Origin of the sequence: Streptomyces sp. NPDC020490 (assembly GCF_044335305.1) — a bacterium.
Taxonomy (GTDB): domain Bacteria; phylum Actinomycetota; class Actinomycetes; order Streptomycetales; family Streptomycetaceae; genus Streptomyces.
Genome location: NZ_JBIRUY010000059.1, coordinates 20,071 through 33,630, shown reverse-complemented (window position 1 = coordinate 33,630; position 13,560 = coordinate 20,071). Strand labels below are relative to the sequence as shown.

At 72.2% G+C, this 13,560-nt stretch carries 11 protein-coding genes and 1 pseudogene; 4 read left to right on the top strand and 8 right to left on the bottom strand.

Annotation, left to right across the window (positions count from 1 at the left end; genetic code table 11):
- The first annotated feature begins 202 nt into the window (after positions 1 to 202).
- The 3 genes from ACH4ZX_RS38255 to ACH4ZX_RS38245 all read left to right on the top strand — a co-directional run bounded on the left by ACH4ZX_RS38255 (position 203) and on the right by ACH4ZX_RS38245 (position 1,562).
- Complete coding sequence (locus tag ACH4ZX_RS38255) at positions 203 to 595, top strand: STAS domain-containing protein (protein ID WP_398283199.1); 393 nt, start codon at positions 203 to 205, stop codon at positions 593 to 595.
- A 122-nt stretch (positions 596 to 717) separates the two neighbouring features.
- Positions 718 to 1,098, top strand: a complete 381-nt coding sequence (locus ACH4ZX_RS38250; protein ID WP_398283197.1) for a PRC-barrel domain containing protein — start codon at positions 718 to 720, stop codon at positions 1,096 to 1,098.
- Positions 1,095 to 1,562 carry an ATP-binding protein gene (locus ACH4ZX_RS38245; protein WP_398283195.1) on the top strand — a complete coding sequence of 156 codons (468 nt, stop codon included), beginning with the start codon at positions 1,095 to 1,097 and terminating at the stop codon, positions 1,560 to 1,562. Before ACH4ZX_RS38250 ends, ACH4ZX_RS38245 begins: the two co-directional genes overlap by 4 nt.
- Positions 1,563 to 1,580: 18 nt before the next feature.
- On the opposite strand, the gene ACH4ZX_RS38240 is transcribed toward ACH4ZX_RS38245, so the two are convergent.
- Both ACH4ZX_RS38240 and ACH4ZX_RS38235 read right to left on the bottom strand, forming a co-directional pair.
- Positions 1,581 to 2,015: an ATP-binding protein gene (locus ACH4ZX_RS38240; protein ID WP_398283193.1), complete on the bottom strand. Its 435-nt coding sequence runs from the start codon at positions 2,013 to 2,015 to the stop codon at positions 1,581 to 1,583.
- Positions 2,016 to 2,172: 157 nt separating this feature from the next.
- Positions 2,173 to 4,086 (bottom strand): AMP-dependent synthetase/ligase, encoded by a 1,914-nt coding sequence (locus ACH4ZX_RS38235; RefSeq protein WP_398283191.1) that lies wholly within the window; start codon positions 4,084 to 4,086, stop codon positions 2,173 to 2,175.
- 144 nt (positions 4,087 to 4,230) lie between these two features.
- On the opposite strand from ACH4ZX_RS38235, the pseudogene ACH4ZX_RS38230 reads away from it, so the two are divergent.
- Positions 4,231 to 4,465, top strand: a pseudogene (locus ACH4ZX_RS38230) (DUF6480 family protein).
- On the opposite strand, the gene ACH4ZX_RS38225 reads toward ACH4ZX_RS38230, so the two are convergent.
- From ACH4ZX_RS38225 to ACH4ZX_RS38200, 6 genes are all read right to left on the bottom strand, one after another.
- Positions 4,441 to 5,577, bottom strand: coding sequence for a glutamate--cysteine ligase (locus ACH4ZX_RS38225; protein WP_398283189.1), 1,137 nt, complete (start codon positions 5,575 to 5,577; stop codon positions 4,441 to 4,443). The pseudogene ACH4ZX_RS38230 and the gene ACH4ZX_RS38225 sit on opposite strands and share 25 nt — an antisense overlap.
- Positions 5,578 to 5,679: 102 nt before the next feature.
- Positions 5,680 to 7,887 (bottom strand): 1,4-alpha-glucan branching enzyme, encoded by a 2,208-nt coding sequence (gene glgB, locus ACH4ZX_RS38220; protein WP_398283187.1) that lies wholly within the window; start codon positions 7,885 to 7,887, stop codon positions 5,680 to 5,682.
- A gap of 4 nt (positions 7,888 to 7,891) precedes the next feature.
- A complete protein-coding gene (locus tag ACH4ZX_RS38215; protein ID WP_398283185.1) occupies positions 7,892 to 9,250 on the bottom strand; it encodes a maltokinase in 1,359 nt (452 codons plus the stop codon).
- Positions 9,251 to 9,278: 28 nt separating this feature from the next.
- Entirely contained in the window at positions 9,279 to 10,997 is a 1,719-nt protein-coding gene (gene treS, locus ACH4ZX_RS38210) for a maltose alpha-D-glucosyltransferase (RefSeq protein WP_398283183.1), read from the bottom strand.
- A 26-nt stretch (positions 10,998 to 11,023) separates the two neighbouring features.
- On the bottom strand, positions 11,024 to 12,991 hold the full coding sequence (locus ACH4ZX_RS38205) for an alpha-1,4-glucan--maltose-1-phosphate maltosyltransferase (protein WP_398283181.1): 1,968 nt from the start codon (positions 12,989 to 12,991) through the stop codon (positions 11,024 to 11,026).
- A gap of 178 nt (positions 12,992 to 13,169) precedes the next feature.
- Positions 13,170 to 13,469, bottom strand: coding sequence for a DUF5133 domain-containing protein (locus tag ACH4ZX_RS38200; RefSeq protein WP_398283179.1), 300 nt, complete (start codon positions 13,467 to 13,469; stop codon positions 13,170 to 13,172).
- Positions 13,470 to 13,560 lie beyond the last annotated feature (91 nt).

The window sequence follows — 13,560 nt, the reverse complement described above, 5'->3', positions numbered from 1 at the left end:
GTCCTCCCAGCTCGTCATCGATCTTCACGTACAGTGCGGTCAAGAGGGTGTTCAGATCTTGCGTCACAACATGATCTTGAACACCCTCTGTTCACACCTGATCGTCAGCCCAGGACATAGGACTTACTCGTCTAGGGTTGGGGCGGGACGCCCTCGCCGACCATCTCAGAGCATCGAACACCCCGCGACCAGGACAACCCGTATGACCATCTCGCAGCAGCCGTCCTTCGAGCTCACCGTCGAGCACGTACCCGATGCGGCCGTCGTGCGCGTCGACGGCGAACTCGACTACGACACCCACGCCGAACTGGTGGACGCCGTCACGTCGTTGCTCACCCCGCCGGAGGCGGCGCCGCCCCGGCCGGCCCTGCTGCGCCTGGACTTCACGGGCCTGCGCCACATCGACTCCTCGGGGCTCGCCGCCCTGCTGCTGATCCGGCGCCGCACGGACGAGAAGGGGGTCCGCCTGCTGCTGGAGAACCGCCCCGTGCTGCTGGACCGGGTCCTCGAGATGACCGGCACCCTCGACCACCTGGTGGACCCCGCGCAGGACGCGCAGGACATCGGCGGTCAGGGCCGCCCCGGGACGGGCTGAGGGCCGCCCGGCGCCGAATGCGGGGCGGCAAGCCGGGTAACCGCTGCTGTGGAGCCTCCGGACGCCGCCCTTTCGGTCCCGCGCCCGAGGCCTCGCCATCCGACGGGGAAGGAAGGAGCGGCGTGACCAACCGCAACATCTGGGCGTACGCGCCGGGGGGCGGCCCCGCGCCGGGGCAGGACCTCACCGGCTACACCGTCGACGCCGAGGACGGCACGATCGGACACGTGGACCGGGAGGCCGGGCACGCGGGCATGCGGCACCTCGTCGTCGACACGGGCGTCTGGGTCTTCGGACGCAGCGCGGTCGTCCCGGCCGGCGCCGTCACCGGCATAGACACCGAGCACCGCAAGATCACCGTGGCCTGCAGCCGGGCGGAGGTGAAGGCGGCGCCCCGGTTCCGCACCGACAGCGAGACCATGGACCCCGCCTACCTGACGACGGTGGGCCGCTACTACGAGAGTCTGCCGCCGCGGACGCCCGGGGCAGTGACGGAGCCGTGAGGCAGGCCGACCGGTCGCCCCGGCGCGGCGACCGCACCTCCGACAAGGCGCCGGTCGGCCGGCAGGTGACGACCGCGGCGGCGGCGCGGGCGCATGCCCGGTCGGTGGTGCGGGAGCAGTGGGAGTCGGCGGCGCGCACGGCACGCGAGGAGGACGTCATCGACCTCCTCCTCGTGGTGTCGGAACTCGTCACCAATGCCATCCGGCACGGTGACGGACTGGCCGGGTTCGACGTCGTGGCCGTCCCCGAGGGGGTACGGCTCACCGTGCACGACAACAGCGACGTGGTGCCGGGCGTCGCCTACGGCTCCGGCGCCCTGCCGGCCGGCCACCACGGCAGCGGGTACGGCTGGCCGCTGATCATCCGCCTGGCGCGGGACATCGTCATCGAGACGCGCGACGGGGGCGGCAAGACCATCAGCGTGCTGGTGCCGCTGCGTGCCGTGCCCGGGCCGTCGCGGTGAACCGGCGGCGCCGTCGGCTCACCAGGGCAGGAAGAGGTGGATGTCCTTCCCGCCGCCGTTCGTGATCACGCTGACCTGGTCGCACAGGGCGTGGATCAGGTGCCAGCCGATTCCGCCGCCGCCCCCGCTCGGGTCGAAGGGGCGCGGTGCCGGGGGCGTGGTGTTGGTGTCGCGCACCACCACGTGCACGCCGTCGAACGTCCTGCGCAGGTGCAGTTCGAACGGCCCGGGGGCGTACTGCACGGCGTTCGCCGCCAGTTCCGAGACGACCAGCAGTATGTCGTCCCAGTGCTCGGGCGCCGCCGGTGGCGTCACCCGCGCGAGGCCGTCGAGAAACCGCTCCGCCTCCAGGCGGGCGTCCGTCACGTTTCGCGGCTCACCCGGGAAACGGACGGTGCAGTGCGGAATGTCCTCGGAAGTCAGGGTTCCGTCCCTACGCGGCTCGGCTGTCATGGTCCCTTCCGCCCGGTGTCGACGGCGGTGTCGTCATGGCTCACATGTCCCTACCGTGTCCTAAGTTCCCGGGCGGCCGGGGCCTACTCATACCGGCACGTGGGACCGCTGTCACGGTCGCGGGACCGGCGGGCCGCCGGCCGGGGGGACCGCGCCGTCAGCGGAAGACGTTGTCCGCCTCGTCCCACCTCGACAGCTCGTCCGGCCCGCTCTGCCTCGGGGACCGCGAACGGGCCTGGTACATCGCGTCGATCTCCAGCGCGTAGTGCCGCACGATGGCGTCCCTGCGCAGCTTCATGGAAGGCGTCAGCAACCCGTTGGACTGGTCGAACGGTTCGGCCAGCACCCGGAAGACCCTGATCGACTCCGAGCGCGACACCGTGCTGTTGGCGGCGGCGACGGCGCGGGCGATCTCCTCGCGCAGCGTGTTCTCCTCCCGGGCCTCGCGGGCCTCGCGGCTCGGCGTGTCGCGCTGCGGGGCCAGGGAGCCGCGCCAGAACGCCAGGAAGTCCGGGTCCAGCGTGATCAGGGCCCCGACACAGGGCCGGTTGTCGCCCACGACGACCGCCTGGTGGATCAGCGGGTGCATCCGCAGCCGCTGCTCCAGGGCGGCCGGCGCGACGCTCTTGCCGCTGCTGGTGATGACGATGTCCTTCTTGCGGCCGGTGATCGTCAGATAGCCCTCGGAGTCCAGCCGCCCCAGGTCGCCGGTGGCCAGCCAGCCGCCGCGCAGCGCGGCCCGGGTCGCGGCCTCGTCGTTGATGTAGCCCTGGAACACCGACGGTCCGCGCACCAGGATCTCCCCGTCGTCGGCGACCATGACGTCGGTGCCGGGCAGGGGCTGCCCGACCGTCCCGGTCTTCTCCCGGCCCACCGGCTGCGCGGTGATGCCGCCGCTGGTCTCCGTCAGCCCGTAGCCGTCGTTGACGAAGATGCCGATTCCCTCGTAGAAGAAGGACAGTTCACGGCTCAGAGGGGAGCCGCCGGAGGTCGCCCGGCACACCCGGCCGCCGAGCGCGGCGCGCAGCTTGCGGTACACCGTCCGCTCGTACAGGGCGTGCTGCAGCCGAAGGTCGAATCCCGGCCCGGGCCCCTCGCCGAGCCGCTGCCGCTCCTGCGCCGCCGCGAAGTCCCGCGCGGTCTCCGCGGCCCGTTCGAACAGCGTGCCGCGGCCCGCCTCCTGGGACGCGCGCAGGAAGTTCTTGTAGATCTTCTCGAAGATCGACGGCACGGCGCACAGATACGTGGGCCGGAAGGAGCGCAGGCTCGCCGCCAGCGCCGCCTCGCTCATGTCGGGCTCATGGCCCATCACCATGCCGCCGCGCACGCACAGGCTCTGCACCAGCATCCCGTACACATGGGAGAAGGGCAGGAAGGCGAGCACGGACGGCTGCTCGCCGGGCGGGGCGACGGTGTGCCGCCAGCCCTTGAGCAGCACGTCGCAGGAGGCGGCCAGGCTGCGGTGGGTGAGCGCGCACCCCATGGGGTGGCCGGTGGTGCCGGAGGTGTAGGCGATGATGGCCGTGGAGTCCGGCAGCACGATGCGGCGCAGCGAGTCGACCGTGGTCGTCGGGATGAACGCGCCGCGCGCCACCAGGTCCTGCAACGCGCCCGCGTCCAGCTGCCACACATGCCGCAGTCGCGGCAGCGTGCCGCACACCGAGCCGACCGTCATCACGGCCTGCTCGTCCTCCACGACGACCGCCACGCAGTCGGCGTCGCGCAGGATCCACGCCACCTGCTCGCGCGAGGAGGTCGGGTAGATCGGCACCAGTTCGGCGCCCACGGCCCACAGCGCGTGGCTGAGCACCGTCCACTCGTAACGGGTGCGCGCCATGATCGCCACACGGTGGCCGGGCGTGATGCCGGAGGCGATCAGGCCCTTGGCGAGCTCCACCACCTCCTCGCGCACCTGTATGGCGGTCACCTCCTCCCAGGCGTGCGAGGCGGGGGTGGACCGGCGGGCGATCAGGGGCAGTGCGGGGTCGTGGGCCGCCGCGTCGAAGACGCTGTCGGCGAGCCCGCCGGTCAGGGGCGAGACGGTGGGGGGAGCGAGGGCGAAGTCGCGCATGCGCTGCTCCTGACGTGTACGAAGTGTGACACCGCCGACGAGAACTGTTATCGGCGGTGCTCGAATGTAGCCGAGGCGGCGGCGATCGGTGTCCGGAACAGGCAACTCGGCGGGCTGATGATCCCGGCCGGGGACCCGGGGCACATGAGTCATACCGGCCCCGATCCCGATCCCGAGCGCACCACCGGTCTGGAGCCGGGCGGCGGCGTCCCGGCCGGGTGAGACCCCGCCCGCGGAGTCCAGCATGCCCGGGGCCGGCCCCCGCGAGACGCACAACCCGACGAAGGGATGGGCCACGGGACCCCTGATCCTGATCCTCGGCCTCGTCGTCCTGTGTGCCGCGTTCTTCCTGGCCTACGCCCTCGTGCTGCTGCTGTGACCGGTACGGCGAGGACCGAGCGGCTCACCCTGGGTGAGGCGCACGCACTCGGCGACGACCTCCCGCAGGCTTCCCGTCCGCTCCAGCAACTGCCGCTGGACGCGGGCGCCGTTGCCGCGCTCCAGCAGGCCGGAGACGGTGGCGCGGACGCGGTCCAGGTCGCCGGCGTCCGCGAGCGCCTCGCCGACGTGGTCGAGCAGGGCGCGCACCACCGCGTCCGCCGGCATCCGCCGCATGGTCACGGGGTGCAGCAGTTCGTCCTCCAGACCGGACCGGGCCGCCCGCCAGGCGGCCAGTCGCAGCAGGCTCACGCTGTGCTCCAGCGGCGCCCGGCCCTCCCGCCACTCCCGCGCGGCCGTCTCGACCAGGCCGCGGGCCAGGGCGGCGACGAGCAGGGCGGTGTCGGCGTGCAGGCACACGTCCGCGACCCGGATCTCGACCGTCGGGTACCGCGAGGACAGGCGCGCGTCGAAATAGATCATCCCGTCGTCGAGGAGGACGCCCGTGGCGACCATGTCGGCGACCGTGCGGTGGTAGCGCTCGGCGGAACCGAACACCTCGGTGGGACCCGCCGACGGCCACCGCTGCCACACCCGGCTGCGGTAGCTGCTGTAACTGGTGTCCTTGCCCTGCCAGAACGGGGAGTTGGCGCTCAGCGCCGCCAGCGTGGACAGCCACGGCCGGATCCGGTCCACGACCGCGACAGCCTCGTCGTCCGACTCCACCGACACGTGCACATGACAGCCCAGCACGAGCTGCTCCTGGGTGGCGATGCCGTACTGCTCCGCCATCCACCGGTAGCGCCGGCCCACCCCGACCTTCGGGCTCACCGGCAGCGGGGAGGTGGCGAGGGCCGCGACGGCGCAGCCGATCTCCCCGGCGTGCCGGGCGGCCTCCCCGCGGCAGCGCACGATCTCCGCTCCCAGGTCCGCCATCCGCGCCTGCGGACGGGTGGCGAACTCCAGCATCTGGTTGTGCAGTTCCTTCTCGAAGACGTCCCCCTCCGCGTCGTCCTGCGCGGCGCGGGCGAGCACCGCCGCGGACAGCGCCCTTGGTTCACCCGTCTCCGGGTCGACGAGGAGGAGTTCCTCCTCCACTCCGACGGTGCGCACGTGATCTCGCCCTTCTGCGGCCCTGGATGGCGTACGACTCCGAATGCCCTGGAAGAGCGGCCGGACACCTGCCCGGGTCCCACGCCCGGGCTCGCGCGGGGCCTACGCCGGAAGGGGTGACAGCCAGATCGTGGCGAGGGGCGGCAGGGTGAGCCGGATGCGGCCCTCCTCCGGCTTGGCGGGACCGGGGTTGGTGACGTCGCTGCCGCCGTACGCGGCGGCGTCGGTGTTGAGGATCTCGTACCAGGCGGGTACGTCGTCGCCGACGCCGAGGTGGTAGTCGTGCCGGACGACGGGGGAGAAGTTGGAGACCGCGAGCAGCGGGCCGCCGTCGGCGTCGAACCTCAGGAACGCGAAGACGTTGTCCTCGGCGGCGTCGCACGCCACCCAGCGGAAACCCGCCGGGTCGCTGTCGCGCTGCCACAGCGCGGGGGTGCGGCGGTAGACGGTGTTGAGGTCGCGGACCAGGTCGCGCACGCCCCGGTGGTCGGCCTCGGCGCCGTAGCCCGGGTCGAGCAGCCACCAGTCGGGGCCGTGCGTCTCGGACCACTCGCCGCCCTGCGCGAACTCCTGCCCCATGAAGAGCAGTTGCTTGCCCGGGTGGGCCCACATGAAACCGAGGTAGGCGCGGTGGTTCGCCCGCCGCTGCCACCAGTCGCCGGGCATCTTCGACACCAGGGCCTGCTTGCCGTGCACGACCTCGTCGTGGGAGATGGGCAGCACGTAGTTCTCGCTGTAGGCGTACACCATCGAGAAGGTCATCTCGTTGTGGTGGTACTTGCGGTGCACCGGCTCGTGCTGGATGTAGCCGAGCGAGTCGTGCATCCAGCCCATGTTCCACTTCAGCCCGAAGCCCAGCCCGCCGCTGTCGGTGGGGCGGGTCACCCCTTCCCAGGCGGTGGACTCCTCGGCGATGGTCACCACGCCGGGCGCCCGCCGGTACACGGTGGCGTTCATCTCCTGCAGGAACGCCACCGCGTCCAGGTCCTCCCGGCCGCCGTGCACGTTCGGCGTCCACTGGCCGGAGTCGCGCGAGTAGTCGAGGTAGAGCATGGAGGCGACCGCGTCCACCCGCAGGCCGTCGATGTGGAACTCCTCGCACCAGTACACGGCGTTGGCGACCAGGAAGTTGCGCACCTCGGTGCGCCCGAAGTCGAACTCGTACGTCCCCCAGTCCGGGTGCTCGGCGCGCCGCGTGTCACCGGGCTCGTACAGCGGGTCCCCGTCGAAGCGGGCCAGCGCCCAGTCGTCCTTGGGGAAGTGGGCCGGCACCCAGTCCATGATCACGCCGACGCCGGCCCGGTGCAGGGCGTCGACCAGGTACCGGAAGTCGTCCGGGGTGCCCAGCCGCGCGGTCGGCGCGTAGTAGGACGTGACCTGGTAGCCCCAGGACGGGCCGAAGGGGTGCTCGGCGACCGGCATCAGCTCGACGTGGGTGAAGCCGAGGTCCTTGACGTAGCCGGGCAGCTGCTCGGCCAGCTGACGATACGTCAGCCCCGCTCGCCAGGACGGCAGATGGACCTCGTAGACGGAGAACGGCGCCTCGTGCACCGGCGTCCCGCCGCGCCGGGCCATCCACTCCGCGTCACCCCACTCGTGGTGCGCGGCCGTCACTATCGACGCCGTCGCGGGCGGCTCCTCCGTCCGGCGCGCCATCGGGTCGGCCTTCAGGAACCGGCCGCCGTAGCGGGAGGTGATCTCGAACTTGTAGCGCGCGCCCTCCCCGATGCCCGGCAGGAACAGCTCCCACACCCCCGACGCGCCCAGGGACCGCATCGGCAGCGCGGTCCCGTCCCAGAACGTGAAGTCCCCGGCGACGCGCACGCCCTGGGCGTTCGGCGCCCACACGGTGAACCGGGTGCCGCTCACCCCCTGGTGGGTCATCGGCTCGGCGCCCAGCGCCCGCCACAGCTGCTCGTGCCGGCCCTCGCGGATCAGGTGCAGGTCGAACTCGCCGAGCGCGGGCAGGAAGCGGTACGGGTCCTCCGTCTCGTGCTCCCCTTCCGCGTAGGTCACCACGAGAGTGTACGCGGGGACCGCGTCGAGCGGCAGCACGCCGGAGAACAGGCCGTCGCCCTCCGACGCCAGCCGGTGGCGCCGCCCGTCGACGACGACGCTCACGGCGCGGGCGTAGGGGCGCAGGGCCCGGAAGGCGGTCCCGTCCGGGACGGGACGGGCGCCGAGCAGCGCGTGCGGATCGTGGTGCCGGCCGGTGAGCAGCCGCTCGCGGTCGGCCGGGTCCAGGGGCGGGGCCGCCCGGCGGGGGACGGGTCCGGCCGCCTCCGGCGGCGAGGTGTCGCGCAGGGCCATGGTGTCAGCCTCCTCTCACGGCGAGACGTTCGATCGCCGCCATCGGTACGGGGAGCCAGTCGGGTCGGTGCCGGGCCTCGTACAGGACCTCGTAGACGGCGCGGTCCGTCTCGTAGGCCCGCAGCAGGCCGTGCTTCTTGCGCGGGTCCCATCCGGCCCGGGAGGCGTAGCCCGCGCAGTAGGCCTCGCGGCAGCGGCGCGCCCACTCGGGGCGCCAGGGGCGGCGCTGGCGGGCCGCGTAGTCGAAGGAGCGCAGCATCCCGGCGATGTCACGCACCGGGGACCGGGTGCCGCGCCGTTCGTCGAGCGGACGGGACGGCTCGCCCTCGAAGTCGATGACGAACCAGTCCCGGCCGGCCCGCAGCACCTGACCCAGGTGCAGGTCGCCGTGGACGCGCTGGGCGGGCGGCCCGGGATCGCACGCGACGAGCGCGCCGAAGGCGGTCCGCAGGCCGGGCACGTAGGGGCGCAGCGCCGGGACGCAGTGCGCGGCGGCGTCCAGCCGCTCGGCCATCGCCGCCGCCGTGCGCGCGTTCTCCTCGTGCGGCCCCGAGGGGAAGGCGGAGGCGAGCGCGAGGTGCACCTCGGCGGTGGCCTGCCCCAGCTGGTGGGCCTCGGCCGTGAAGTCGCCGCCGGACGCGAGCGCCTGCAGGGCCAGCGTCCAGCCGTCGGAGGCGTCCCGCAGGAACGGCTGGAGCACGCCCAGCGTCGCCTCCTGCGGGTGCGTCGTGCGCAGCCATGCCACCGGCGCCGGAACCCGCCCGCACCCCTGCGCGGCCAGCGCGACCGGCACCTCCAGGTCCGGGTTGACGCCGGGCTGGATGCGCCGGAAGACCTTCAGGATGAACTCGTCGCCGTACACCAGCGAGGAGTTGGACTGCTCCGCTTCCAGGACGCGCGGGACCAGCCCGGCGGGTACCGCGACGGACGGGTCGGCCTCGAAGCTGAGCGGCCCCGCCGTGCCGGGCCGGCGCAGCCGCTCCAGGAGCAGTTGCGCCGACCGGGGGTCCTGGAGGGCGTCGTACACCGCGAGCCCGGCCAGCGGGCCCTGCTCGGCCCTGCCGATCAGGGCACGGCCGAGGCGCGGGGCGAGGTGCTGCCGTACGCCGAGCAGCAGTTGGTAGCAGTCGCCGGCCGGGTCGCCGCCGGGGCCGGGCACGCCGGTGTGGCCGGCGCCCACCAGCAGGTGCAGACAGCCCGTGAACAGTTCGGTCATGGACAGCAGGCCGAGGTCCGTGACGGGCCGGTCCTTGCCGGCGAACCAGCGCTGCCGCGGCAGCCATTCGCGCAGCAGCCCGGCCAGGGAGGCCATGGGCCCGGCGGCGCCGACGGTTCTCGGGCGCGGGGAAGCGGTCTTCGTCATGACGGCGCGTCCTTTCCTCGGCACATGGTCAAGGCCGTCGGCCGATGCGGGAGGCCACCCGGGTGAGCCGGAACCAGTAGAAGCCGTACCCGGCGAGGGTGAGCAGGTACGGCAGCTCACCGATGGCCGGGAAGCGCACCCCGCCGATCAGCTCGACCGGGTGGCGTCCGTCGTAGACGCGCAGGTCGAGTTCGGTGGGCTGGGCGAACCGGGAGAAGTTGTTCACGCACAGCACGAGGTCGTCCTCGTACTCGCGCAGGAAGGCCAGCACCGCCGGGTTGGAGGACGGCAGCTCCCGGTAGGAGCCGAGGCCGAAGGCACGGTTCTGCTTGCGGATCTCGATCATGCGGCGGGTCCAGTGCAGCAGCGAGGACGGCGACGCCATCGACGCCTCCACGTTGGTGACCTGGTACCCGTAGACGGGGTCCATGATCGTGGGCAGATACAGCCGGCCCGGGTCGCAGGACGAGAATCCGGCGTTGCGGTCGGGTGTCCACTGCATGGGGGTGCGGACGGCGTCGCGGTCGCCGAGCCAGATGTTGTCGCCCATGCCGATCTCGTCGCCGTAGTAGAGGATCGGGGAGCCGGGCAGGGAGAGCAGCAGGGCGGTGAAGAGTTCGATCTGGTTGCGGTCGTTGTCGAGGAGGGGGGCGAGGCGGCGGCGGATGCCGATGTTGGCGCGCATGCGGGGGTCCTTGGCGTACTCGGCCCACATGTAGTCGCGTTCCTCGTCGGTGACCATCTCCAGGGTCAGCTCGTCGTGGTTGCGCAGGAAGATGCCCCACTGGCAGCCGGAGGGGATGGCGGGGGTCTTGGCGAGGATCTCGGAGACGGGGTAGCGGGACTCGCGGCGGACGGCCATGAAGATGCGGGGCATGACCGGGAAGTGGAAGGCCATGTGGCACTCGTCGCCGCCGGCGGCGTAGTCGCCGAAGTAGTCGACGACGTCCTCCGGCCACTGGTTCGCCTCCGCCAGCAGCACCGTGTCCGGGTACATCGCGTCGATCTCGCGGCGCACCCGCCGCAGGAACTCGTGGGTGGCGGGCAGGTTCTCGCAGTTGGTGCCCTCGGCCGCGTACAGGTAGGGCACGGCGTCGAGGCGGAATCCGTCGATGCCGAGGTCCAGCCAGAACCGCAGCGCGGCCAGGATCTCCTCCTGCACGGCCGGGTTCTCGTAGTTCAGGTCCGGCTGGTGGGAGAAGAAGCGGTGGAAGAAGTACTGCTTGCGGACCGGGTCGTAGGTCCAGTTGGAGGCCTCGGTGTCGACGAAGATGATCCGCGCGTCCGGGTACTGCTTGTCGTCGTCGGCCCACATGTAGTAGTCGCCGTAGGGGCCGTCGGGGTCCTTGCGGGACTCCTGGAACCACGGGTGCTGGTCGCTGGTGTGGTTCATGACGAAGTCGATGATGACGCGCATGCCGCGCTGGTGGGCGGCGTCCACGAACTCCACGAAGTCGGCGAGGTCGCCGAACTCCGGCAGTACGGCCGTGTAGTTCGCGACGTCGTAACCGCCGTCGCGCAGCGGGGACTGGAAGAAGGGCGGCAGCCAGATGCAGTCGATGCCCAGCCACTGCAGATAGTCGAGCTTGGCGGTCAGTCCCTTGAGGTCGCCGACGCCGTCGCCGTTGCTGTCCTGGAAGGAGCGGACCAGGACCTCGTAGAACACGGCGCGCTTGAACCACTCGGGGTCCCGGTCCTTCGCGGGGGTGTCCTCGAAGGTGTCCGGGACGGGCTGGTTGACTGTCATGACGCTGTGACCCTCCGAATCTGTGGCTATGCGGACGACCGCTGGACGTGGAGCACGTGTGCCGGGGCCCTGCCGGGTTCCAGACGCACATAGTTGCTCCGCCCCCAGTGGTAGGTGTCACCCGTCAGTTCGTCGTGCGCGGACATGAACGCGTTCCCGTCCAGGCCGAGTCGCGGCATGTCCAACGAGACCGTGGCCTCCTGGGTGTGGTGGGGATCGAGGTTGGCGACGACGAGGACGGTGTCCTCGCCGGTCGTCTTGCTGTAGGCGATGACCGCGTCGTTGTCGGTCGCGTGGAAGCGCAGGTTCCGCAGCCGGTGCAGGGCCGGATGCCGCCGCCGGATCTCGTTGAGGCGGGCGATGAGGGGGGTGATGGTGCGGCCCTCGCGTTCGGCGGTGTCCCAGTCGCGGGGTTTGAGCTGGTACTTCTCGGAGTCGAGGTATTCCTCGCTGCCCTCGCGCAGGGGGGTGTTCTCGCACAGTTCGTAGCCGGAGTAGACGCCCCAGGCGGGGGAGAGGGTGGCGGCGAGGACGGCGCGGACCTCGAAGGCGGGGCGGCCGCCGTGCTGGAGGTACTCGTGGAGGATGTCGGGGGTGTTGACGAAGAAGTTGGGCCGCATGTAGGCGGCCGCCTCCCCGGACAGCTCGGTGAGGTACTCGGTCAGTTCCCGCTTGGTGTTGCGCCAGGTGAAGTAGGTGTAGGACTGCTGGAAGCCGGTCTGGGCGAGGGTGTGCATCATCGCCGGGCGGGTGAACGCCTCGGCCAGGAAGATCACGTCCGGGTCGGTGGCGTTGATCTCGGCGATCACCTTCTGCCAGAAGACGACCGGTTTGGTGTGCGGGTTGTCCACGCGGAAGATCCGCACGCCGTGTGTCATCCAGTGGCGCAGTACCCGCAGGGTCTCGGCGATCAGGCCGTCCATGTCGGCGTCGAAGGCGATGGGGTAGATGTCCTGGTACTTCTTGGGCGGGTTCTCGGCGTAGGCGATGGTGCCGTCGGGGCGGTGGTGGAACCACTCGGGGTGCTTGGCCACCCAGGGGTGGTCGGGGGAGCACTGCAGGGCGAAGTCCAGGGCGATCTCCAGGCCCAGCTCGCGGGCGCGGCCGACGAAGAAGGTGAAGTCCTCGATGGTGCCCAGGGCGGGGTGGACGGCGTCGTGGCCGCCCTCGGGGGAGCCGATGGCCCAGGGCACGCCGACGTCGTCGGGGCCGGCGGAGAGGGTGTTGTTGCGGCCCTTGCGGAAGGTGGTGCCGATGGGGTGGATGGGGGGCAGGTAGACGACGTCGAAGCCCATCGCGGCGATCGCGGGGAGGCGGCGGGCGGCGGTGCGGAAGGTGCCGTGCGGCTGCTCGGGGGTGCCCTCGGAGCGGGGGAAGAACTCGTACCAGGCGCCGTACAGCGCCCGCTCGCGCTCCACCAGCAGCGGCAGCGGTTCGGAGGCGGTGACCAGCTCCCGCAGCGGATGCCGGGCCAGTACCGCGTCCACCTCCGGCGTCAACGCCGCCGCCAGCCGGGTGGCCACGGGCAGCGAGTCGTCGTCCAGGGTCTCCGCGACCGCCAGCACCGCGGCGCGCGCCGGCCCCTCGGGCACCCCGGCGGCCGCCCGCCGGTGCAGCTCGCCGCCTTCCTCCAGCACCAGCCCGGTGTCGATGCCGGCCGGGACCTTGATGCGGGCGCGGTGCCGCCAGGCCGTGACCGGGTCGCTCCAGGCCTCGACGTGGTAGGTCCAGTGGCCCGGGGCGCCGGGCGTGACGGTGGCGCCCCAGCGGTCGGTGCCGGGCGCCAGCTCCCGCATCGGCGTCCACGGGCCCGGACGGCCCTCCGGATCGGTCAGGACGACGTTCGCGGCGACGGCGGCGTGCCCCTCGCCGAACACGGTCGCCGTGATGTCGAACCACTCGCCCACGACCGCCTTCGCCGGGTGCCTGCCGCACTCGACGAGCGGCCGGACGTCGCGTACCGGGATGCGGCCGATGGCCTGGGACCAGCTCATGGGTGTCACCTCCGCCGTGCTCGGGGCCGGACCCGTTGGCCCGGCCGGGGGTACAAGCTGCGCCGGAAGGATCTGCCTCCGAGCGGGGTTGCCGGCCGCGCGGGGAGGAACCGCCTCCGCGCGTGGTTGCCGGCCGCGCGGGATCTACCTCCGCGCGGGATTGCCGGCCGCGCGGGATCTACCTCCGCGCGGCGGTACGGCGCGCCGCCGCGGGCGGGGCGCGCCGGCCGGCCAGGGCCGTGCCGGTCCGGTCGTCCTCGTCCCGCAGATAGGAGATCAGGGTGGAGCGCAGATAGCGTTCGGCCGCGTCGGCGGCCTCGCGGGCGCAGCGCTTCCCCATGAGCACGCAGAGGGTGTAGCCGGAGTCCTCGAAAGTGGCCCGCACCCCGCGGTCCGCCGGGGAAGCGAGCATCGCGCGTTCCCAGGCCCGGTACCGCCGCAGTTGCCGGGCGACTTCGGCCTTGGCCGGCAGCAGCATGGCGCCGTTCACCTCCCGGGGCTCGATGGCACGTCTCCCGACCGTCGGGCGGTGACCGGGCGCGGGCGCGCACGGTCCGTTACGGGCAATC